The 22445-nt window shown below is 73.6% G+C and carries 18 protein-coding genes and 1 pseudogene; 8 read left to right on the top strand and 11 right to left on the bottom strand.

The features are described 5' to 3' along the window. Nucleotides 1-154: 154 nt before the first annotated feature. The 3 genes and pseudogenes from ACFWTC_RS14280 to ACFWTC_RS14270 form a co-directional block, all read right to left on the bottom strand. Nucleotides 155-3052, bottom strand: a pseudogene (locus ACFWTC_RS14280) (efflux RND transporter permease subunit). Nucleotides 3053-3194: 142 nt separating this feature from the next. Then, on the bottom strand, nt 3195-3914 hold the full coding sequence (locus ACFWTC_RS14275; protein WP_383922152.1) for a response regulator: 720 nt from the start codon (nt 3912-3914) through the stop codon (nt 3195-3197). Nucleotides 3915-3972: 58 nt separating this feature from the next. Then, nucleotides 3973-4794, bottom strand: a complete 822-nt coding sequence (locus ACFWTC_RS14270; protein WP_383922149.1) for an adenosylcobinamide-GDP ribazoletransferase — start codon at nt 4792-4794, stop codon at nt 3973-3975. A 101-nt stretch (nt 4795-4895) separates the two neighbouring features. On the opposite strand from ACFWTC_RS14270, the gene ACFWTC_RS14265 reads away from it, so the two are divergent. Next, complete coding sequence (locus ACFWTC_RS14265; protein ID WP_383922146.1) at nt 4896-5675, top strand: hypothetical protein; 780 nt, start codon at nt 4896-4898, stop codon at nt 5673-5675. Nucleotides 5676-5771: 96 nt separating this feature from the next. On the opposite strand, the gene ACFWTC_RS14260 is transcribed toward ACFWTC_RS14265, so the two are convergent. After that, nucleotides 5772-6050 carry a hypothetical protein gene (locus ACFWTC_RS14260; RefSeq protein ID WP_384025748.1) on the bottom strand — a complete coding sequence of 93 codons (279 nt, stop codon included), beginning with the start codon at nt 6048-6050 and terminating at the stop codon, nt 5772-5774. Between the two features lie 13 nt (nt 6051-6063). Beyond that, nucleotides 6064-6858, bottom strand: coding sequence for a PspA/IM30 family protein (locus ACFWTC_RS14255; RefSeq protein WP_383922141.1), 795 nt, complete (start codon nt 6856-6858; stop codon nt 6064-6066). Between the two features lie 269 nt (nt 6859-7127). Between ACFWTC_RS14255 and ACFWTC_RS14250 the strand changes: the two genes are divergently transcribed. Then, complete coding sequence (locus tag ACFWTC_RS14250; RefSeq protein WP_383922138.1) at nt 7128-7727, top strand: DUF3043 domain-containing protein; 600 nt, start codon at nt 7128-7130, stop codon at nt 7725-7727. A gap of 71 nt (nt 7728-7798) precedes the next feature. After that, nucleotides 7799-8542: a class I SAM-dependent methyltransferase gene (locus tag ACFWTC_RS14245; RefSeq protein ID WP_383922226.1), complete on the top strand. Its 744-nt coding sequence runs from the start codon at nt 7799-7801 to the stop codon at nt 8540-8542. A 79-nt stretch (nt 8543-8621) separates the two neighbouring features. Here the strand turns inward: ACFWTC_RS14245 and ACFWTC_RS14240 are convergent, their stop codons facing one another. Continuing rightward, a complete protein-coding gene (locus tag ACFWTC_RS14240; RefSeq protein ID WP_267720825.1) occupies nt 8622-8834 on the bottom strand; it encodes a hypothetical protein in 213 nt (70 codons plus the stop codon). 111 nt (nt 8835-8945) lie between these two features. Here ACFWTC_RS14240 and ACFWTC_RS14235 point away from each other — a divergent pair, with 111 nt between their 5' ends. From ACFWTC_RS14235 to ACFWTC_RS14215, 5 genes are all read left to right on the top strand, one after another. Then, nucleotides 8946-10151 (top strand): bifunctional adenosylcobinamide kinase/adenosylcobinamide-phosphate guanylyltransferase, encoded by a 1206-nt coding sequence (locus ACFWTC_RS14235; protein ID WP_383922135.1) that lies wholly within the window; start codon nt 8946-8948, stop codon nt 10149-10151. Between the two features lie 74 nt (nt 10152-10225). Next, a complete protein-coding gene (cobT, locus tag ACFWTC_RS14230) occupies nt 10226-11290 on the top strand; it encodes a nicotinate-nucleotide--dimethylbenzimidazole phosphoribosyltransferase (RefSeq protein ID WP_384025751.1) in 1065 nt (354 codons plus the stop codon). Between the two features lie 84 nt (nt 11291-11374). After that, on the top strand, nt 11375-13270 hold the full coding sequence (locus ACFWTC_RS14225) for a phosphatidylglycerol lysyltransferase domain-containing protein (protein WP_383922129.1): 1896 nt from the start codon (nt 11375-11377) through the stop codon (nt 13268-13270). A 53-nt stretch (nt 13271-13323) separates the two neighbouring features. Then, nucleotides 13324-13980, top strand: a complete 657-nt coding sequence (locus ACFWTC_RS14220; RefSeq protein WP_383922126.1) for a hypothetical protein — start codon at nt 13324-13326, stop codon at nt 13978-13980. 48 nt (nt 13981-14028) lie between these two features. Further along, nucleotides 14029-15267, top strand: coding sequence for a sensor histidine kinase (locus ACFWTC_RS14215; protein ID WP_383922123.1), 1239 nt, complete (start codon nt 14029-14031; stop codon nt 15265-15267). Between the two features lie 76 nt (nt 15268-15343). Here ACFWTC_RS14215 and ACFWTC_RS14210 read toward each other — a convergent pair whose 3' ends face one another. From ACFWTC_RS14210 to ACFWTC_RS14190, 5 genes are all read right to left on the bottom strand, one after another. Further along, nucleotides 15344-16183 carry an endo alpha-1,4 polygalactosaminidase gene (locus ACFWTC_RS14210; RefSeq protein ID WP_383922121.1) on the bottom strand — a complete coding sequence of 280 codons (840 nt, stop codon included), beginning with the start codon at nt 16181-16183 and terminating at the stop codon, nt 15344-15346. Next, complete coding sequence (locus ACFWTC_RS14205; protein ID WP_383922118.1) at nt 16180-16839, bottom strand: spherulation-specific family 4 protein; 660 nt, start codon at nt 16837-16839, stop codon at nt 16180-16182. Before ACFWTC_RS14205 ends, ACFWTC_RS14210 begins: the two co-directional genes overlap by 4 nt. A gap of 103 nt (nt 16840-16942) precedes the next feature. Further along, the gene (locus tag ACFWTC_RS14200; RefSeq protein WP_384025754.1) at nt 16943-18577 is read right to left on the bottom strand and encodes a hypothetical protein; all 1635 of its coding nucleotides are present in this window, start codon (nt 18575-18577) and stop codon (nt 16943-16945) included. Continuing rightward, complete coding sequence (pelF, locus tag ACFWTC_RS14195) at nt 18574-20088, bottom strand: GT4 family glycosyltransferase PelF (RefSeq protein ID WP_383922114.1); 1515 nt, start codon at nt 20086-20088, stop codon at nt 18574-18576. The genes ACFWTC_RS14200 and pelF overlap by 4 nt, the downstream gene beginning before the upstream one ends. Before the next feature lie 90 nt (nt 20089-20178). Beyond that, entirely contained in the window at nt 20179-22206 is a 2028-nt protein-coding gene (locus ACFWTC_RS14190; RefSeq protein WP_383922111.1) for a hypothetical protein, read from the bottom strand. Nucleotides 22207-22445: the final 239 nt, after the last annotated feature.

The raw sequence follows: 22445 nt of genomic DNA, 5'->3' as shown, positions 1-22445 counted from the left end.
GCCGCGTCTCCCCCCCCCCCCCCGCCCGCCGCTGCCCCCGGGCCCCGCCCCCCCCCGGGGGGGGGCGGCCCCCCCCCGCCCCCCCCCCCCCCCCCACGCCGGAGGGGCGGTCCCGCAGCGGGGCCGCCCCTCCGGCGTGCGTACGGCGGGCCGCTCAGACGTCGGCCGGCGACTCCTCCCGGGCCGGGGGGACCAGCGTCGGTCCGGCCGCGCGGCGCTCGGCGCGCTTGGCGGCACGGCGCTCCTTGCGGAGCTCGACCATCGTGTAGAGGGTCGGCACCAGGAGCAGCGTCAGCAGGGTCGAGCTGACCAGGCCGCCGATCACCACGACCGCGAGCGGCTGCGAGATGAAGCCGTCCTCGCCGGTGACGCCGAGCGCCATCGGGAGCAGGGCGAAGACCGTCGCGAGGGTTGTCATCAGGATCGGGCGCAGGCGGTGCCGCCCGCCCTCGACGACCGCCTCGACGACGCCCAGCCCCTGGGCGCGGTACTGGTTGACCAGGTCGATCAGGACGATCGTGTTGGTCACCACGATGCCGATGAGCATCAGCATGCCGATCATCGCCGGGACGCCCATCGGGGTGCCGGTGACGATCAGCAGGCCGAGCGCGCCGGTGGCGGCGAACGGGATGGAGACCAGCAGGATCAGCGGCTGGACGAGCGACCGGAAGGTCGCGACCAGCAGCATGAACACGATCGCGATGGCCGCGAACATGGCCAGGCCGAGCGAGGCGAACGCGTCGTCCTGGTCCTCGGAGACGCCGCCGATGGACGCCGTGGCGCCGTCGGGCAGGTCCAGTGCCTTGAGCTTGGCCTGGAGCTCGGTGCTGACCGCGCCCGTGTTGTCGCCGGTCGGCTTGGCGGTGACGGTGGCCGCGCGGGCGCCGTCGATCCGGGTCATGCCGACCGGGCCGGGGACCACCTTGACCTCGGCGACGTCGCCGAGCCTGACCGGTCCGACCGGGAGCGCCTGCAGTTCGGCCAGGGTGGTGGCCGGCACCGCGGACCTGATGACGACGTCCCGCTCGGTGTCGTCCAGTACGGCCTTGCCCGCGGGGGTGCCCCGTACGGCCTGCGCGACGATCGCGCCGAGCGCGGCCTGGTTCAGGCCCGCGTCGGCGGCCTTGGAGGTGGCGGTCACCGAGATCCGGGGAACGGACTGGGACAGGTCGCTCTGCACGTCGGTGACGTCCTTGAGGGTGGCCACCTCCGCGCGGACCTGCTCGGCCGCCTTGGCGAGGACGTCGCCGTCGCCCGCCTTGACGACCACGCTGAGGTTCTGGCTGCCGAAGCCGTCGCCCGCCGCGATCCTGGTCTCGCCGATGCCGTCGAGCTTGGCGAGCGCGCCCTCGATGTCCTTCTTGACGGCGTCCGCGTCGCCGGCGTCCTTCAGGGACACCTGGAAGGAGGCCTGGTTGGAGCCGGTGCCGCCGCCGAAGGCGGCGAGGAAGCCGGAGGAGCCGACGGTGACCTGGTGGCTCTTGACGCCCTTGACCGAGGCCAGGGCCGTCTCGACCTTGCGGCTCGCCTCGTCGGAGGCGGCCAGCGAGGTGCCCGGGGGGAGCTCGACCCTTACGTAGAACCGCTGGAGGCGGCTGCGCGCCTCCTTCTCCTCCGCCTCGCGGCGGGCCCTGGCGGCGCTCTCCGCGTCCCCGGCCGTCACGCCCTTCGGCGCGCTGTGGAACCAGTACGAGAGCACCGGCACGACGGTGAGGGAGACGAGCAGCGAGGCCAGCAGGGCCGCGGTGACGGTGAGCGAGAAGGAGCCGAAGAGTTCGCCGATCATGCCGCCGACCAGGCCGATCGGCAGGAAGACGGCGACGGTGGTGAGCGTGGAGGAGGTGACCGCGCCGGCCACCTCCTTCACCGCGGTGAGGATGGCGGCCTCGCGCTCCTCGCCGTAGCCGAGGCGGCGCTTGATGTTCTCCAGGACCACGATCGAGTCGTCGACGACGCGGCCGATGGCGATGGTGAGCGCGCCCAGGGTGAGCATGTTGAGCGACAGGTCGCGGGTCCACAGCACGATGAGCGCGAGGACGACCGAGAGCGGGATGGAGACCGCGGTGACCAGCGTCGAGCGCACGGAGGCCAGGAAGACCAGGATCACGACCACCGCGAAGACCAGGCCGAGCAGGCCCTCGGTGGTTAGTTAGGCTGGAGATCGATTTGGCGACGGCGCTGCCGTCCTTGTCCATGGTGAGGACGAGGGCGAGGCTGGGCTTGCCGTTGGTACGGGTGATCGAGACGGCCCTGGCGGGCTCCTGCCCCACCGTGGCCACGTCGGCGAGGCGGACGGCGGGCCTGCCCGGGCCGGGGCTCAGGCGCAGGTCCTCCAGCTGGGCGAGGGAGGTGTAGCCGAGCCGACGCGGACGGTGCGGTTCTTGCCCTGCTCGTCGAAGGAGCCGGCGGGGACGGCCGCGCCGCCCGCCTGGAGTCCCTGGGCGAGGGCGGCGCCGTCGAGGCCCGCGGCCGCGAGCCTGGCGTCGTCGGGGGTGACGGTGACCTGGAGGTCCTGGACCCCGTACACGGTGACCTGGCCGACGCCCTCGATGTCCGACAGGACGGGGACGACGGAGCCCTCCAGCCGGTCGGCGAGCGCCTGCTGGTCCTTGCCGGAGGTGACGGCCAGGATGACGGTCGGGATGTCGTCGGTGGAACCGGCGACCACCTGCGGGTCCACCTCGGCGGGCAGCCGGACGCGGGCCCGGTTGACGGCCTGCTGGACATCGGCGACCAGCTGCTTGGTGCCGCTGTCGCCGTAGTCGAAGGTGGCCATGACGAGGGCGTTGCCCTCGCTGGCGGTGGACGTGATGCCGGTGATGCCGTCGACGCCCTCCAGCATGGCCTCGATCGGTTCGACGACCTGCTACTCCACCACGTCGGGCGAGGCGCCCTGGTACGGCGCGAGCACGGACACCATCGGCAGTTCGATGGACGGCAGCAGCTGCTGCTTGAGCTGCGGGACGGCTATGGCACCGAAGAGGAGCGCCACGAGCGACACGAGGCCGATCAACGGCCTTTGGGCGAGGCTGAAGCGGGACAGCCAGGACATGGATGGGATCTCTCTGCGGTGGTGGAGGCGTGACTCCCCAGCCTTTCCCATCCCCGGAGCGGGCTGCGTCGCTCGCAGGTGCCGTCCTTATGTGCGGCATACCGCGCCCGCAGTACGCCGTACTACTGCGGCCGGCCGTGCGCTACTCGGTGCGCGGCCGGACCAGGCCCGATTCGTAGGCAATGACCACCAATTGGGCCCGGTCGCGGGCGCCGAGCTTGGCCATGGCCCGGTTCACGTGGGTCTTGACGGTGAGCGGGCTGACCTCCAGCCGGCCGGCGATCCCGTCGTTGGACAGCCCCGAGGCGACGAGGACGAGGACCTCGCGCTCGCGGCCGGTGAGCGCCGCGAGGCGCTCGGAGTGCGCGGAGCCGGTGGCGGGGGCGTCGGCGCCGCCGCCCTGCGCGAGGAAGGTGGCGATGAGCCCGCGGGTGGCGGCCGGGGAGAGCAGTGCGTCGCCCGCGGCGGCGACGCGGATGGCGTTGAGGAGTTCGTCGGGCTCGGCGCCCTTGCCGAGGAAGCCGGAGGCGCCCGCGCGCAGGGCCGCGACCACGTACTCGTCGACCTCGAAGGTCGTCAGCATGACGACGCGCACGGCGGCGAGCTCCGGATCCGCGCTGATCATGCGGGTGGCGGCGAGCCCGTCGGTGCCGGGCATCCGGATGTCCATGAGGACGACGTCGGGGCGCTCCCGGCGGGTGGTCTCGAAGGCCTCGGCGCCGTCCGCGGCCTCGCCGACGACCTCCATGTCGGGCTCGGAGTCCACGAGCACCCTGAAGGCGCTGCGCAGCAGTGCCTGGTCGTCGGCGAGCAGGACGCGGATGGGCGCGTCGGCGGTCGGTTCCGTCGGAGTGTGGTCCACGGGGTGAGCGTACGTCCGGGCCGGCGGGCGCCCGCTCCGCGGGCCGGGGCCCGGCCGGTCAGCCCAGGGCGAGCACCACCAGGGCCGTGCTCGCCGCGACCTCGGCCACGGCGCCGAAGACGTCCCCGGTGACCCCGTCGAAGCGCCGTACGCAGCGCCGCAGGAGCAGTTCCGCCGCGCCGAGGGCGGCCAGTACCGCGGCCGCGTGCGCGGCGGCGGACGGCAGCCCGAGCGGGAGGGCGCAGGCCCCGGCGAGCAGCACCGTGAGCACGGTGAGCGCGGCGGCCGCGCCCCGCGGGACCACCCCGGCGACGGCGGCGCCGAGGCCTCCGGGGCGGGCGGGCGGGACGCCGTCGCGGGCGGCCAGGGTCATGGCGAGGCGGGCGGCCACGGCGGCGGTCACGGCGGCGAGGGCGCCGCGGACCCAGCTGTCGGCGTACGCGTCGGCCAGGGCGGCGACCTGCACGAGCAGCACGAGCACCAGGGCCACGACGCCGAAGGGGCCGATGTCGGACTGCTTCATGATGCGTAGCGCGTCCTCGGCGGGTTTGGCGCTGCCCAGCCCGTCCGCGGTGTCGGCGAGCCCGTCGAGGTGCAGCCCCCGGGTGAGGGCCGCCGGTACGGCGACGGTCACGACCGCGGCGAGCAGCGGTCCCCCGCCGGCCACCAGCAGCAGCGCCCCGGGGGCGGCGGCGAGCAGGCCCACGGCCAGTCCGGCGAGCGGGGCGCAGGCCATGCCGGTCCGGGCGGCGGGCCGGTCCCAGCGGGTGATGCGGGCGGGCAGCACGGTGAGGGTGCCGAACGCGAAGCGGACGCCGTCGCGCAGCGAGGCGCGTTCCGGCGGCGGCGCCATGGGCGGGTCATCGAACGAATCTTTCATCGGCGCGAACGCTACCCGTCGACGCCGGGCGGTAAGTTACCCATTACGGGCAAAATCGGTATCCGGCCACCGCGTACCCGGCCGGAGAGGGAGCGGATGCGATGGGTCAGTGGTGGTACCGCAACATCATGGAACCGGGGAAGCTGCCGCTGCTGCTCGCGCTGCTCTCGTTCGTCATGTCGTTCCTGATCACCCGCGTGATCACCCGGCTGATCAGGGCGGGAAGGGGGCCGTTCAAGAACGTCACCCCGGGCGGGATGCACATCCACCACGTGGTGCCGGGCGTCATCCTGGTGATCATCGGCGGCTTCGGGGCGGTCGCCAGCGCCCGGCACAGCTTCGGCGCGGCCCTCTCGGCCGTCATCTTCGGCCTGGGAGCGGGCCTGGTCCTGGACGAGTTCGCCCTGATCCTGCACCTCGACGACGTCTACTGGAGCGAGCAGGGCCGCAAGAGCGTGGAGATCGTGGTGCTGACGGCCGCCCTCGTGGCGCTGGTCCTCGGCGGGTTCGTGCCGTTCGGGGTGAACGACCTCACCACCGAGGAGCGGCAGAGCCGCGGCCTCGTGGTCATGAACACGGCCACGAACTTCTTCCTGGCGCTGATCGCCCTGGGGAAGGGCAAGGCCCGCACCGCGTTCTTCGGCACGGTCATCCCGTTCGTCGCGCTCATCGGCGCGGTCCGCCTCGCCCGGCCGGACTCCCCGTACGCGAAGAGGTTCTACGGGAAGCGCCCCCGCGCCCGCGCCAAGGCCGCGCTGCGCGCCTTCCACCACGACCGGCGGTGGTCGGCGCCGCGCCGGAGGTTCGAGAACTTCATCGGCGGCACCCCCGACGAGGAGCGGGCCGTCGTCGCGGCGCCGGAGAAGCCGCCGGGGACCTGAGCCGGCGCCCCGGCGCCCGGCGGGACCCCGGACGAACGGCGACGGGCCCGCCCCCGTGGCGGGGGCGGGCCGGTGGTGCCGTTCGGTCGCCGGACCTCAGCCCGGGATCAGGCCGTCGTCGGCGAGCATGTCCCTGACCTCGTGCAGGCCGGCGTCCGGCCCGGGCAGGATCAGCTCGGACGGCTCCAGCGCGTCGTCCGGGAGCGGGTCGCCGAGGCGCCGTACCGCTTCGAGGAGCGCGCCCAGCGTGCGCCGGAAGCCCTCCTCGTCGCCGTTCTGCACCTCGGCGAGCAGCTCGTCGTCCAGCTTGTTGAGCTCGGCGAGGTGGCCGTCGGCCAACTCCACCTGCCCCTCCCCCATGATGCGGACAATCATGACGGGCCCCGTCCTACTGCTTGTCGAACCGGTGCTGGGTCTGCGGCGGCTGGGCGGTGCCGGGGGCGCCGCCCTCGATGGCCGACTGCTGCGCGGACGACCCGCCCGCCAGCTCGGCCTTCATCCGCTGGAGTTCGAGCTCCACGTCCGTACCGCCCGAGAGGCGGTCCAGCTCGGCCTGGATGTCGTCCTTGGAGCCGAGGCCGCTGCGGTCGTCGAGCGCGCCGGAGGCCAGCAGCTCGTCGATCGCGCCGGCGCGGGCCTGGAGCTGGGCGGTCTTGTCCTCGGCCCGCTGGATGGCCAGGCCGACGTCGCTCATCTCCTCGGAGATCCCGGAGAAGGACTCCGCGATCCGGGTCTGCGCCTGGGCCGCGGTGTAGGTGGCCTTGATGGTCTCCTTCTTCGTCCGGAAAGCGTCCACCTTGGCCTGCAGGCGCTGTGCGGCGAGAGTCAGCTTCTCCTCCTCGCCCTGGAGGGTCTGGTGCTGCACCTCCAGGTCGCTGACCTGCTGCTGGAGGGAGGAGCGGCGGGCCAGGGCCTCGCGGGCCAGGTCCTCACGGCCCAGGGCGAGGGCCTTGCGGCCCTGGTCCTCCAGCTTGGCCGACTGGCCCTGGAGCTGGTTCAGCTGCAGTTCCAGGCGCTTGCGGGAGGTCGCCACGTCGGCGACTCCGCGGCGCACCTTCTGAAGCAGCTCCAGCTGCTTCTGGTACGAGTAGTCGAGGGTTTCGCGCGGGTCCTCGGCCCGGTCAAGGGCCTTGTTCGCCTTCGCGCGGAAGATCATCCCCATACGCTTCATGACACCGCTCATGGGCTTCGCGCGCCCCCTTCTGACGGACTTCGCTCAAGGTCACCGACAAGACCCACAGTACGGGCCCTGTCTCCATTACCGCACTGTTCGAGCACGGATGCGCTCCTCCTCCAGGACGACTACACCCGCGCCCTGTCAGGCGTAAGGAGTAGGTGATCCCAGGAGGGGGGCCCACCGGACGGACCGTGCAACTGGAAGACGCCCGCCGTTGCCGGATCGTTCCCCACCGGGGTGGGGCACGTGCCCGCAACCACGTAGGCTTGGGTTTTGTGTTTGGTAGCCGCTCCTCCAAGGAAGAGAAGGCCGCCGCCACCGACAAGGTGAGCGCCGACCTCTCGCAGCCCCGTGACCCGCAGGCCCCCAAGGGCCGCCCTACGCCGAAGCGTGCTGTGGCCCAGTCGCAGCGCAAGGCCGTGGTGGCCTCGACCGGCAATCGCAAGGAGGATGCCAAGCGAGCCCGTGAGCGCCGCCGCGTGGAAATGGCGAAGCAGCGCGAAGCCCTGGCCAATGGCGACGAGCGGTACCTGCCCGTCCGCGACAAGGGCCCGGTCCGCCGGTTCGTCCGCGACTACGTGGACTCCCGCTTCTCGGTCGCCGAGATGTTCCTGCCGCTGGCAGTGATCATCCTGGTGCTGAGCATGGTGCGGGTCCCCTCGATCCAGAACATCGCGCTGATGCTGTGGCTCGGCGTGATCGCGCTGATCATCGTCGACTCCGTCGGCCTCGTCCTGCGCCTCCGCAAGGCGCTGAACCAGCGCTTCCCGGACGAGCCCCGCCGCGGCGCCGTCGCGTACGGCCTCATGCGCACCCTCCAGATGCGCCGGCTCCGCCTGCCCAAGCCGCAGGTCAAGCGCGGGGAACGGCCCTGAGTTCATTGGCGCCCGGAGCCACGGCTCCGGGCGAGGGCTTCTCGGGCGGTTCCCGCATCTGGCTCGAAGGGCTGGGCGGGCTGCGCAACGCGGTCCGCCAGGAACTCGTCGGCCGCCAGGTGGAGGAGCAGATCGCGCACCGCTTCCCGGTCGGGCAGCGGCTGCGCGTGCTCGACGTCGGCATGGGCCAGGGCACGCAGGCCCTGCGGCTGGCCCGCGCCGGGCACAAGGTGACCGGTCTGGAGCAGGACCCCGGCATGCTGGCCGTCGCCCGCGAGGCGCTGGCCCAGGAGCCCGCCGGGATCCGCGACCGGGTCCGCCTCATGGAGGGTGACGGCCGCGAGACCGGCGCCCACTTCCTGCCGGGCAGCTTCGACGTCGTGCTGTGCCACGGGGTGCTGATGTACGTGCCCGAGGCGGACGCCATGCTCGCCGGGCTGGCCCGGATGCTGGCCCCCGGCGGACTGCTGTCCCTGCTGGTGCGCAACGGCGACGCGCTCGCCATGCGGCCCGGGCTGAGCGGCGACTGGGCGGGGGCGCTGGCCGCCTTCGAGAGCCTCGACTACACGAACCGGCTGGGCCTCGACGTGCGGGCCGACCGGCTGGCGGGCCTGACGGCCACGTTGTCGGGCATCGGGGCACCGCTCCAGGCCTGGTACGGGGTGCGCGTCTTCACCGACGGGACCGAGGCCGGCGACACCCTCCCGCCCGACGAGGAGCTGGAGCGGCTGCTGGCAGCCGAGGACCGTGCCGGGCGCACCGACCCGTACCGCGCGGTCGCGGCGCTGCTGCACCTGTGCGGCGTACGGGGCTGACCCGACGGACTCCGGGCGGACCCGGGCCGACGGACTCCGGCCCTCCGGGAGCGGTCGCCCGCTCCCGGAGGCGAACCGCTCAGGCGTCGAGCGCCGCGCGCAGGCTCATCGTGTAGAGCTCGGTCCCGCTGTCGTCGGACAGCTTCACCTGCTCGGTGCCGCCCTCCAGCAGGTCCTTCCAGTACTCGCCGATCCAGGACTCCGCGTCGCCCTGCGTGGTGAACTCCTCCGGCACCACCGACGGGCTCGCCTCGCTGCCGTCGGCCGTCTCGAACCGCCACGTCCACGCCATGTCCGCCTCCGTTGCTCGTCCGCTGTCCGCTGTTCGCGCGCTTCTCGCCTTGAGTGTGCCCGCAGAGTAACCGGGCGCGCAGCACTCTCGTGGACGCGGGAGGATCATCCTGTGGAACTCACTCTGCTCGGCACCGGCACACCCGAGGGGCTGCCCCGCCCCGGCTGTCCCTGCGCGGCCTGCGCGCTCTCGGTCGGCACCCGGTCCCGCGCGGCCACCGCCGTCCTCGTGGACGGCGCCCTGCTGCTGGACCTGACCCCCGGGGCGGTCCTGGCGGGCGCCCGGGCCGGGCATTCCCTGGCCGGCGTACGGCAGGTCCTGCTGACCCACCCGCACGACGGCCCCCCGGTGGAGCTGCCGCCCGGGCTGCCGGCCGCCGGGCGGGTACCGGACGGCCGGGAGCTGGCCGTGATCTCGGGGCACCGGGTGCGGGCGGTGCCGATGGACGCGCCGGGCACCGGGTACGAGGTGACGGGCCCGGACGGCGGCCGGCTGCTGTACCTGCCGCCCGGCGGGGCTCCCGCCGGTACCGACGGCACGACCGGGCAGCGCCCGTACGACATGGTCCTCGCGGACGTGCTCGGCCGGCCCGGGGCGCTGGCCCGGCTGCGGGCGAGCGGCGCGATCGGCCCGGCCACGGACGTGATCGCCGTGCACCTGGACCACGACACCCCGCCGGGCCGGGAGCTGGAGCGCCGCTGCGCGGCCGCCGGGGCGCGGGCGGTGCCGGACGGCACCACGGTGGTCGTCGGGGAGTACCACGCGGTACCGGACCTGCCGCGGCGGACGCTGGTGCTGGGCGGGGCCCGCTCGGGCAAGTCCTTCGAGGCGGAGCGGCGCCTCGCGGCGTTCCCCGGGGTGGTCTACGCGGCCACCGGCGGCACCCGGGACGGGGACACGGAGTGGGCCCGGCGTGTCGGCCTGCACCGGGAGCGCCGCCCGGCGACCTGGCGGACGGTGGAGACCTGCGACCTGGTCCCGCTGCTGGCCGAGACCGGGCCGCCGCTGCTCGTGGACTGCCTGGCCCTGTGGCTCACCGACGCGATGGACCGGGCCGGGGCCTGGGACGACGAGGTGTGGGCCAAGGGCGGCCACCAGCAACTGGAGGAGCGCTCGGCCGAGTTGGCGCGGGCGGTCCGCACGGCCCGGCGGCCGGTGGTGCTGGTCAGCAACGAGGTGGGCTCCGGAATCGTCCCGGCGACGGCCTCGGGGCGGCGCTTCCGCGACGAACTGGGCCGCCTCAACAACGCGGTCGCCGCCGAGTGCGAGCACGTCCTGCTGGTGGTCGCCGGACAGGCGCTGGTGCTGAAGGACTGAGCCGGCCCGCGGCACCTGACCGATCCTCACCGCGCCCCCAAGGGGAGGGCCTCACCGGCTGTACTCTCTGGCAGATGAGCACGCTGAATCTCGACGACTTCTCCGATCTGATCGAGCGCCCCGACGGGGGCGTCCGGCGTGATGCCGAGGAACGCCGTGAACGGCTGGCCGTGCCGCCCGGCGCGCTGGGCCGGCTCGACGAGCTCGCCGAGTGGCTCGCCGCCGCGCAGGGGCAGGTGCCGGTCAAGCCGATCGAGCACCCCCGCGTCGTGCTGTTCGCCGCCGACCACGGGATCGCCGCCGAGGGCGTCTCCGCGCGGCCCGCCGGGAGCGCCCACGCGCTGGTGCGGGCCGTGCTCGACGGGGCGAGCCCCGTCGCCGTCCTGGCCCGCCGGTCCGGGGCGACCGTACGGATCGTCGACGCCGGGCTCGACTGCGACCCCGGCCTGCTCCCCGACGAGGTGGTCAAGCACCGCGTACGGCGCGGCAGCGGCCGGATCGACGTGGAGGACGCGCTCAGCGTCGAGGAGGCGCGCGACGCGCTGCGCCTCGGGATGCGCATCGCCGACGAGGAGGCGGACTCGGGAACGGACCTGGTGGTCCTCGGGGACCTCAGCGTCGGCGGCACCACGGTGGCCGCCACCCTCGTCGCCGCCCTGTGCGGGACGGACGCCTCCGTGGTCACCGGCCGCGGCGGCGCGCCGATCGACGACCTCGCCTGGATGCGCAAGTGCGCGGCGATCCGCGACGCGCTGCGCCGGGCCCGCCCGGTCCTCGGCGACCAGGTCGCGCTGCTGGCGGCCGTCGGCGGCGCCGACGTGGCCGCGATCACCGGCTTCCTGCTCCAGTGCGCGGTGCGGCGCACCCCCGTGATCCTCGACGGCGTCGTCTCGGCGGCCTGCGGACTGGTGGCCCAGCGGGCCGCGTTCCGGGCTCCGGACTGGTGGCTGGCCGGTCAGGCGAGCGGCGAGCCGGGCCAGGCGAAGGCACTGGACCGTATGGCACTCAACCCTGTACTCGACCACGGCGTCACAGTGGGCGAGGGAACCGGGGCGCTGCTGGCCCTCCCCCTGGTCCAGGCGGCCGCCGCACTCGCGGCGGAACTCCCGGAGCAGGCGGCGCAGGAACCGACGGAATGAGCCGCCGGGGTCCGCGGCCCTGACCAGGCCGTGGCTCCGGAACGGCCCACCCCTGGCCAGTGGCGCCCCATATGATCGCTTTTTATGGGAGAGGTCCGTTTGACCAGCGTAGAGACCGACCGCGGTGCGGCACAGGCACCGGGCTCGGCATCCGGAAGGAAAGAAGCCGGCGGCGACCCCTCCGGCAAGGGGGCGGGCGGCGGCCGGGGGACCGGCCGGGGGACCGCGCGCTCACGACGGAGCGCGGCGTTCGCCGTCTGGTACCTGCGCGTCGTCACCTTCGTCAACTTCCTCAGCGCGGTGTGGCTTTCGCTCGGGCAGGACCTGCGCCGGCACAACACCGAGGACTTCTACACCCCGTACCTCCTCACGGCGGGCTTCGCCTCCGGGCTGTTCTCGCTGCTGCTGGCGGTCACCATGGGCCGCCGCAAACGGGCGGCGTGGATCCTGAACCTGGTGCTGGGCGGAGCTCTGCTGCTGGCCTTCGCGACCGCGGCCTTCGCGCCCTGCACCGCGGGCGACCTCAGCCTCTGCTACCCGGAGTTCCGGGGCCACGCGCAGAACTGGGTGTCCCTCGGCCTGACCGCCGCGTTCGTCGGCTCCCTGCTGCTGGGACGCCGGGAGTTCTACGCGCGCGGCGACCGCTCCAACCCGGCGCTGGCCACCATCGTCGCCGCCGTCGGCCTGCTGGTCACCTCGCTCGTCGCGGCGCTCCTCGTCGGGGCCACGAACACCGACCCGGACAGCTCCGAGGCCACCTTCCTGGCCCGCTGGCGGTACGGGGTGATGCGGCTGATCACTCTGGCGCCCGACGCCCAGGCCTCGCGCGCTATCACCACGCCCGGCTGGGTGGACGTCGTCGTCAACGTGATGTCGATGCTGCTGCTGCTCGCCGTGCTGTTCGCCGCGTTCCGCTCGCGCCGCGTCGTCGACCCCCTCTCCGAGGAGGACGAGGAGCGGCTGCGGGCGCTGCTCGCCAGGCAGGGCGACCGCGACTCCCTCGGCTACTTCGCGCTGCGCCGCGAGAAGTCCGTCATCTGGTCCCCGACGGGCAAGGCCGCCGTCACCTACCGCGTCGTCGGCGGCGTCTCGCTGGCCTCGGGCGACCCCATCGGCGACCCCGAGGCGTGGCCCGGCGCCATCGAGCCGTGGCTGGCCGAGGCCCGCGAGCACGGCTGGGTACCGGCCGTGATGGGCGCCGGCGAGGAGGCCGGCCAGATCTACGCCCGGCACGGCCTCGACGCGCTGGAGCTGGGCGACGAGGCGATCGTCGAGACCGCCGAGTTCACCCTGGACGGCCGCGCCATGCGGACCGTCCGGCAGGCGTACAACCGCGTGAAGCGGGCCGGGTACACGGTCCGCATCCGCCGCCACGCCGACATCCCGGCGGACGAGATGGACGTCCTGCTGCTGCGCGCCGACGACTGGCGCGACGGCGCGACCGAACGCGGCTTCTCGATGGCGCTGGGCCGGCTGGGTGATCCCGGCGACGGGCAGTGCGTGATGCTGGAGTGCACCGACGGCAACGGCGACCTGCGGGCGGTGCTGTCCTTCGTGCCGTGGGGCCCGAAGGGTCTGTCGCTGGACCTGATGCGCCGCGACCGGGACTCCGAGAACGGCCTGATGGAGTTCATGGTGATCGAACTCCTGGAGCGCTCCAAGGAGATCGGGGTCACCCAGGTCTCGCTGAACTTCGCGATGTTCCGGTCCGTCTTCGAGCGCGGGTCCCGGCTCGGCGCCGGTCCGGTGCTGCGGATGTGGCGCTCGCTGCTGAGCTTCTTCTCCCGCTGGTGGCAGATCGAGTCCCTCTACCGGGCCAACGCCAAATACCGGCCGATCTGGGAACCGCGGTTCATGCTCTTCGAGAAGAGTTCGGACCTGTTGCGGATCGGTATCGCGGCGGGCCGGGCCGAGGGCTTCCTGGAGGCTCCCGGCCTGCCGAAGTGGCTGCACCGCAGACACCTGGAGACCCGCCGTTGACAGCGCGGACCACGTCCCCCTCGCGGCGGTTCGCCCGGCGCGAGTGGGGGCCCATGTTCCGGACCGTCCGGGACGCGCTCGTCCACGAGAAGTGGCGCGCGGTCCCCATGACGCTCGGCGCGGTCTGTCTGACCACGGTCTTCCAGATCGTGCAGAACACCTCCTGGGGCTTCCAGCCCGTCCAGAACCTCGGGTCCGTCAAGGCCGTCGACCCGCTGTGGCTCGCCCTCCTGCGCACTCCTCTGTCGCTGTTCGTGCCCGCCCTGGACCTGCCGGTGTGGGGCGCGCTCGCGCAGATCCTGCTCGTCTTCGGGATCTCGGAGATCTGCATCGGCTGGTGGCGCACGCTGCTGATCGGCTACGTGGCCACCCTCGCCGGCACCACGTACGCGCGGATCGGGCTCTCGCTGAGCCCGGACCACCCCTTCGGCCTGCCGGCCTCCGACCGCATCGTCAACGACACCGGGCCCTCGGCGGCGGTGGTCGGGCTCGCCCTCTACGTCTGCTGGCGCTACCGGGCCTACCTGACCGGGGCCCTGGTGGTCCTGGCGATGATCGGCGAGGTCCTGGTCAAGGACAACCTGGCGGGCAAGGAGCACCTCGCCGCCATCGCGGCCGTCATGGCGGTGTGCGTCCTGCGGGCCGTCTGGGGCCCGGAGCGCTTCCGGGCGCCGCTCGGCCGGCGCCCGCCGCCCGTGGACACCCGCTAGTGCGGCTTCCCGGACCGGGCCCGGTCCGGGAAGCCGTACCGTATCGGGGTGACGACACCCCCCGGGCCGTTCGGGTCCACCCGGCAGTGGATGCGGGACCATCCGCTCGCGACCGACGCCGTACTGGCGTTCGGGGCGTTCGTCGCCATGGTCGTCGGCTCCTACGCCGATCCGCACGGCCCCCACGGACCCACCTTCGGGACCCGCGATCCCGAGCCGCTGTCCCTGCTGCTGATGCTGCTCGGCGCGGCCGCCCTGGTGCTGCGGCGCCGACGGCCGCGCACCGTGCTGGCCGTGGCCTGCGCGCTGTCGCTGCTGGAGCTGATCACCGGGGAGCCGCGGGCCCCGGTCGTCATGTGCACGGTGATCGCGCTGTTCACGGTGGCCGCCCGCACCGACCGGCCGACGACCTGGCGGGTCGGCCTGCTCACCATGGCGGGCCTCACGGGCGTGGCCATGCTGGCCGGACCGCTGCCCTGGTACGCGCAGGAGAACCTCGGCATCTTCGCCTGGACCGGGATGGCCGCCGCGGCCGGGGACGCCGTCCGCAGCCGGCGGGCCTTCGTCGACGCCATACGGGAACGGGCCGAGCGGGCCGAACGCACCCGCGAGGAGGAGGCCCGGCGCCGGGTCGCCGAGGAGCGGCTGCGGATCGCCCGGGACCTGCACGACGTCGTGGCCCACCACATCGCCCTGGTGAACGTGCAGGCGGGGGTGGCCGCCCACGTCATGGACAAGCGTCCCGACCAGGCCAAGGAGGCCCTGGCCCACGTGCGGGACGCGAGCCGCTCGGCGCTGAACGAGCTGCGGGCGACGGTCGGGCTGCTGCGCCAGTCCGGCGACCCGGAGGCGCCCACCGAGCCGGCGCCCGGACTCGCGGTCCTGGACGCGCTGGTGGACACCTTCCGCAACGCCGGCCTGCCGGTCGAGGTGATCGTCCAGCTGGGGCCGGAGGCCGCCGGCCCGGCCCCGGGCGCCCTGCCGGCCGCGGTGGACCTGGCGGCGTACCGGGTCATCCAGGAGGCGCTGACCAACGTCCGCAAGCACGCTGGCCCGGAGGCCCGGGCCGAGGTGAGCGTGGTGCGGATCGGGCCCTCGGTGGAGGTGACCGTGCTGGACGACGGCGGTTCCCCGGACGCCTCCGCCCCCGCCGCGGAACCGGCCGGCCCCGGCGGCGGCCACGGACTGCTCGGCATGCGCGAGCGGACGGGCGCCCTGGGCGGCTCCTGCTTCGCCGGTCCCCGCTTCGGCGGCGGCTACCGGGTGCACGCCGTCCTCCCGCTCTGAGGCGGGGTTCCGCGGGCGAGTGAGCCGAAGGGGCTTCGGCGCCCCGGAGGCGAACCGAGCCCCAAAAAGAGGGGGATCAGCAGGCTTTGCGCCATGCGTCCAGGTCGTATCTCTTCTCCAGGGAGCTGAGACCCAGCTCCCTGGAGCGCGCGCAGAACCGCCCCGCCGGCAGCTCGTACTCGACGTGGAAGACGGCCTTGCCGGCCTTGATGAACGGGGTCAGCCGGTCGCATTCGCGGTACTGCGCACACTGCTCGTTGACCGCGAAGTCGAACTCCCCGACGAGCTGCGGGATCTGGTCGAGGTCGTTCTTCAGGCCGACGGCCAGGCCCCGGTCGTGGGCGAGCTTCGCGATCAGCCGGTTGTACGCCAGCTGGTGGTCGGCGGTGAGCGGGAACCCGGAGGTGTTCTGGTAGGCGTCCATGTTGTCCGGCTCCACCGCGTCGAAGCCCTTGTCCCGGCACATGTCGAACCGCTTCGCCATCAGCGGTTCCAGCACGTCCAGCCGCCGCACGTCCAGCCAACGCTCGCCCTCCCAGCCGTTGCCCTGCCCGAGGAGCTCCTTCGGGAAGGCGTCCGCGTCGGGCCGGAAGTCCTCCCAGGCGCCGGTGGAGAGGTAACAGATGGTCTTGCGCCCGGCCTTCTCCAGCGCGGAGACCTGCTCCGCGGTCGTGGTGAACCCGTCGACGTCGTACACGGGCGCGTTCACCGAGGTGTCGAGCTTCCCGGTGAGCTGCCACTGCCAGCCGACCCCCGGCCGGGGCTGCCACCGCTCCCCCGGGGCCTGCTCGGGCCACGGGTAGGGCTCCTCGTCGTCCTCTTCCGGTGCGGCCGTGCACGCGGCGAGGAGCAGCAGCGGTACGAGCAGCAGCAGGCGGGCCCGCCACCGCGGCGGGCGGGCGGGGAAACGGTTCATCCCGCCGCCTCCAAGGCGTACGGCAGGGTCCCCCACGGGTGCGCGCCGCCGCCCGGGACCGCGCAGTGCACCCCCGCGCCGCGTTCGGTCGCGAGTTCCCCGGCGAGTGCGGCGGGCGCGCCCGGCGGGACGGCGTACACGAGGTGGCAGAACCGTTCGGCGGGGTGGTCGGCGGTCCACGGCGGGACGGCCGCGGCGTCCTGATAGGCGTCCCAGGGGCCCTCGAAGGTGACGAGGAGGTCGGCGAGTCCGGCGTAGCCGGGGTGCGGGTGGACCCCGTGGTTCAGGACGAGGGTGCGGGCGCCCGCGGCGCGGGCGGCGACCGAGAGCCGCCCGTAGTGCGCGAGCAGTTCGGGGCCGGAGGCGGCCTGGTCGAGGAACGCCCCGTCGGTGCCGTACCAGTCGCGGTGGCGCAGCAGGTCCTGGACCACCGCGGCGTGCGGGCGCCGCCCGTAGTCGGTGTCGGCGTACCCCAGGACGGGGACCCCGGCCTCGCGCAGCCGCTCGGCGACGAGGGCGAACCGCTCGTCGGGGGCCTCGCCGGGTCCGTTGTCGGGGTTGAGCACGACGGAGTGCAGCCGGCCGGCGGAGCGGATGACCCGCTCCCAGTCCTCGGGGCGGTCGGCGGGGTGCTCGTACAGGGGCACCAGCAGCATGGGGTCCTTCTTCTCGTCGTACGGCTCGCGGGTCGGACGGGTCGGACGGGTTCGGGCGGTCGGGTTCGGGCGGTTGCTCGGGCAGGTCGGCGGGGCGGTCGGGTCAGCGGTGGGCCGTGGCGCGGCCGAGGAGCAGGCAGACCAGGACGGCCAGGGCCGCGGCCGCCGTGGCGGCCACCGCCAGCTGCACCATCCGGGGCTGTCCCAGCCCGGTCAGCAGCGCCAGGCTCTGGGCGACTGCGGCCGAGGCGCAGACCACGGCGGCGGGCCGGACCGCCCCGAAGGACTGCAGGAGCAGCCCGGTCCACATCACGGCGCCGAGCAGCAGCAGGGTGGCGGTCCGGACGCCGGTGAGGACGGGGGCCCCGGGCCAGAGCAGGGTGCCGGTCACCCCCAGGGCCAGCAGCACCGCCAGGTAGGCGGCGAGGCACCGGGCGAGGGTGCCGAGCATCCGCCCCCGGAACGCGCGGGACGAGCGGGCCGCGCGGAGCCCGGCGAGGCTGCCGCTGCGGAACCGGTGGAGCAGCCATTCGGCGGGGCCCATGCTGAGGGTGAGGGCCACCGCCGAGGGGGCGGCGACGGCTTCGGCCGGGCCTCCGGCGAGCACCTCGCCGAGGGCGGCGTACAGCACGAGCAGACCGGTGCCGAGGCCGAAGACCCCGTACGGCACGGAGTCCCCGAGCCGGGGTCCGCGCGGGGTGTACTCCTCCTCGGCGCCGCGCAGCATCTGCCAGCGCACCGGGCCGGCGCCCGGGCGGCGCTCCGCCCAGCCCCGGACGCGCCGCAGGGCTCCGCGCAGGCCGGCGGCGAGCGGCAGTTCCCGTACGGCCAGCGTGCTGGCGGCCGCGAGGGACACGGCGAGCAGGGTCATCCGCACCGGCACGGGCAGGTCCACGAAGAGCGCCAGCACCGCGCCGGCGGCCATCGGGCCGAGCGCGGCGAGCAGCACCCGCTCGCGGCCGAGCACGAGCAGGACGGTGGCCGCGCCGACGTAGAGGGCCTGGCCCGCGGCGAAGGCGTACGAGAACGGCGGCCCGCCGGGCACCGCCAGCGCGGCGGCGGTGCCCAGCAGGGACCCGGCGGGGGTGCCGACGAGCAGGGTCCGTCCGGCGGCGGCCCGGTCGCCGAGGCCGAGCCAGGAGTAGGCGCGGTGGGAGAGGGTCTGGTCCCAGACCCAGCCGATGAGGGCGCCGGCGAGCAGGGTCAGCGTCCCGGCGGGCAGGCCCAGGCGGTCCTTGGGGCCGTCGAGCAGGGGGGCGCCCAGCACGTAGGCCAGGCCGGGCAGGGCGAAGATCACCCCGCGCAGCAGGCAGGCGGTGAGGGAGACCTTCCACGGGTCGGCGGCGTCGGCGGGTTCCGGGAAGGAGCGGGGCACCCGGGCGAAGAGCTCCTCGGCGAGGCCGAAGGAGTCCGGACGGCCGTAGGTGAGCCGGATGTACTCGTCGGTCATGCCGTCGGATTCGAGGATGGCGGCGATCTCGTCGGGGTGCACGGCCGCCGAGATGAACACGCCGAGGCGGGCAACGAGTTCGTCCATCGGGTCGGCCGCGGGGATGCTGCGGCGCGGCCGGGGGATGGCCGGGAGGGTGTAGGCCCGCGGGCCGTGCGCACCGCGGGCGCCGGGCGTACCCGCCGCTGCTCCGCCGCCCGCCCGCCCCGGGGTGCGGCGGGCGGCGGAGCCGACGGGTACCCAGCCGCCGTCCGGGCCGGGGGGCTTGAGCCAGAGCGATCCGCTCACCACAGGCTCCCGTCGGCCGCGAGTTCCCGGTACCAGGGGTCGGCGAGCCGCTGGGTCCAGTCGTCGCCCTCGTGGACGGGCAGGACGGGCTGGCCGGCGAGTTCCCGGTAGATGTGCCGGAAGCCGTCCACGGACTGGTGGAGGGTGAACTTCTCCACCACCCGCTTGCGGGCCATCCGGCCGAGCTCGGCGCGGCGTTCGTCGTCGCGGAGCAGGGCGAGGGTGGCGCGGGCCATGGTCTCCGGTTCGCGCGGCGGGACGACGAGGCCGGTGTCGCCGACGGCCTCGCGGACCCCGCCGACGTCGGTGGAGACGGTGGTGCGGCCGCAGGACATGGCCTCGATGATGCTGAAGGGGAAACCCTCGCTGATGGAGGAGAGCATGACGACCGAGCCGGCCGCGTACGCCCGGGCTACCTGCTCGATGCGGCCCTCGTAGCTGATGCCGTCGCCCACCCCGAGTTCGGCGGCGAGCTCCTCCAGCCGGAGCCGGTAGCCCTCGCAGCCGGCCGGGACCGGGCCGAAGAGGCGCAGCCGCAGCCCGGGAAGCTCCTCGCGCATGAACGCGTAGGCCCGGATGAGGGTTTCGAGGTCCTTGATCGGGTCGATGCGGCCGCACCAGCTGAGGGTGGGCACCTCGGGTTCGGGGCCGGCCTCGGGGAAGGCGTGCGGGTCGACGCCGTTGTAGACGGTGCGGATGCGCTCGGAGTCGGCGCCCCCGCGCTCCTCCCAGCGGCGGTTGTACTGGTTGCACGGGGTGATCAGGTCGGCCTGCCGGTAGCCCTCGGTGTTGAGCTCGCGGTAGAAGCCGAGCATGAGGGCCTTGACCGGCCAGCGCTGTTCGGCGGTGCGGTAGCCGAGGTAGCGCTCGCGCAGGTAGATGCCGTGCTCGGTGAGGAGGAAGGGCACGTCGTCGAGGTACTTGGCGGCGAGCGCGGGAAGGGTGGCGAGGCCGCTGCTGACGGCGTGCGCGACGCTGTCGGGCGGGATCCGCACGGAGAGCGGGCGCAGCGCGTGTTCCAGCAGGTCGGTGGCGGTGAGCGCGTCGTGGATGGTGGGCCGGGCCTCGGCGGTGCTGAGGCCGGGACGGGTCCAGACGCGCATCAGGAGGCGCAGGACGTACTCGGAGCGCAGGGCCGGGGCGAGTTTGCCGGCCCGGGCGAGCTGGGCCAGTTCGCGCAGGGCGTTGGAGAATCCGCCGTGGGACGGGTCGAGCAGGGACAGCAGGAAGGTTTCGTAGACCCGGGTGAAGCGGCGGTGGGCCTTGCCGCGCAGGGCCTTGCGGCGGCCGCGGCCGGGGGGAGGACCCCAGAGCGGGACGGCGGTGTGGCGGTAGACGTTGCGCGGGAGTTCCCAGGTGACCGGCTCGCGTCCGGAGCCGGTCAGGGCTATGACGTTGAAATCGACCTCCGGCATGCCCCGTACCAGTTGGTCGCACCAGGTGCTGACGCCCCCGTGGACGTGCGGGTAGGTGCCTTCGGTGAGCATGGTGACATGACGCCCATGGCTCATGCGGTGTGTCCCCCCAGGACGGAAAAGGGGCCGGCGCCCTGGGTAGGGAGCGCCGGCGCTAGGTGGTACGGGTGACGGCTTGCGGGACGGTCAGCCGGGCAGCTTGAGCGTGACGGCGCTCTGGAGCAGCTCGGGCGAGGTCCAGGCGGAGCGGCTTCCGGCGTAGGCGGTGCCGAAGTCGGCGCTGCCGAGCAGCATCTGCTTCCTGGTGCCGTTGGGGGCGGTTACCGGGGCGAAGACGCCGGAGGGCGTCTTGACGGTGACGGCCGTGCCGATGCGGTAGGCGGTGACCTGGTTGTTCTCGATCGCCTTGTCCCAGGCCGCGCGGCGGCTGAGCTCGACGCCGGTGTCCTTCATGCTCTGGTTCACGATCGGCGCGCTGGGCGCGTAGAGCGTGCGGTAGGTGTCGAGGACCTGGTTGAGCACCGGGTAGAGGGTGCGGTCCTCGGCGAGGTTGGACTGGTGGACGTAGTGCGGGCGCGGGTCGTTCGCGAGGACGTGGCGCAGGGCGGTCCGGGCCTCCTGGGGGACGATGTAGTCCAGGTAGCCGGTGGTGGCGTCGACCGGGGCCGGGAGGCAGGTGGACGTGCCGGGGTTGTCCTCGCAGATGCCGCTGCCGCCGTGGGCGCGGCTGGTGTAGATCCAGTTGTACTCGTCGGCCATCTCCGCGTTGGTGCCCGTGTTGTAGTACACGTTCATCGGGTGGCGGGGGACGGTCAGGGCGGCGCCGACGGCCCGCTGCGCGGGTTCCCGGGAGTTGTCGCTGCCGGCCCACTTGACGCCGTTGTCGGCGAGGGCCCCGGCCAGGTTGGGGTTGTCCTGGGGCTGCTGCGGGTTGGTCCTGAGGCCGGAGTGCTCGCCGGTGACCAGTTCGGTGCGGTCGGTGGTGATGCCCTTGGCGGCCGCCCAGTTGTTGTTGTCGCGGATCTGCGCCGAGATCTCCGCGCGGCTCATGTACTGCACGACGCCCTGGGCGTTCTTCTTGCAGGTCCAGGGGGAGGTGGTGACGTCCTGGACGCAGCCGAGGAACGGGTGCGTGTACGTGTGGTTCATCCAGCGGAACTTGGACCGGTCGGCGATCAGCTGGGCGGTCATCGCGTCGACGCCGGCGTTCTCGGCCTTCCACTCCTCGCCGGCGCCGGCGTTGAAGAGCATGTCGAGCGTGAAGTTCTTGGACGTCTGCCACTGGGCCGCGTACTGCGCGTCCGCGGCGGTCATCCGGATGGTGCTCTCCTGGCCCTCGCCGCCCGGACAGGCGTAGTCGCCGGGCGTGCAGTTGAGCTCCTTGCTCCAGCGGGCGTCGGGGGCGAAGACGTCGTCGACGTGGACCGCGAAGTAGTTGCGGCTCTGACCGAGGTGGACGCCCTGGGTGAGCCACTCGACGATGCCGCGGGCCAGCAGCCGGAACTGCTGCTGGTGCTGGTTGTAGCCGAAGGTGACGACCAGCTCGCTGCGTCCGTCGTGGGTGTACTCGCCGACGAGCGAGGCCCGTCCGGAGCCGACGGGGGCGTCGAGGTAGCTGGTGTAGCCGGCCCGCGGCTTGCCCATGAACCCGTAGCTCTCGGGCACGAGGGGCGAGTTGTCCTCGAAGGCGACCTGCCCGCCGAGGTAGCCGAACGGTCCCGCCTCGCCGGCTGCGGTGACCGCGGCCCGGGTGCCGTCGAGCTCGCCGCCGTAGCCGCCGTTGTCGGTGTACTCCAGCCCCACGCCCGGGTGGGACCAGGTGTAGGCGTCGACCTGGCGGATCCCGTACGTCGTCTCGTAGGCGGCGAGCGCCGCCATCTCTGCCGAGCCCTCCCCGAACGGGTTCTCGTTCGGCAGGACCACCCCCTGGAACTTGGCGCGCGGACGGCCGTCGACCGTGTCGCTGAGGTAGGCCGCGTTGATGACCGGGCGGCCGCTGCTGCCCAGTTGTACGCGGGTGAACGGGACTCCGGTGTCGCGGAGCTCCGCGGTGATCGCCTCGACCGAGGTGCCGCCGTCATCGACGACCAGCACCTTCAGGTCGATGCGCGGTGTCACGGCCGCCGTGGCGGTCGCGGCGGGTACGACGACGGATACCAGGGCTGCCGCGGCCATGACGGCTGCGACCCTGTTCATCCGGTTCTTGTTGACCATTTCGGCCTTTCCCCCCGCAGGCATCCCTCGACAACGGCCCTGGGCGGACGGCCGGGCCGGGGAGGCACTGTGGAAATCATGCAAAAGGACCCCAGCGTCCCCTTGCGAGAGTGGGCCGAGTCTTTCGGACCTCGTCAGGTCTACGAGGCAAACCTGGAGCAGAGTCCACAGACGGGTGAACCCATTGGCCGTTTGATCGAACAACTTGCCAAACCTTCGAGTGGCGTGCGGACGAGTCC

This window comes from Streptomyces sp. NPDC058619, assembly GCF_042717785.1.
Lineage (GTDB): Bacteria > Actinomycetota > Actinomycetes > Streptomycetales > Streptomycetaceae > Streptomyces.
The sequence above is the reverse complement of the archived record's forward strand: the minus strand, read 5'-3'. Positions and strand labels throughout refer to the sequence as shown.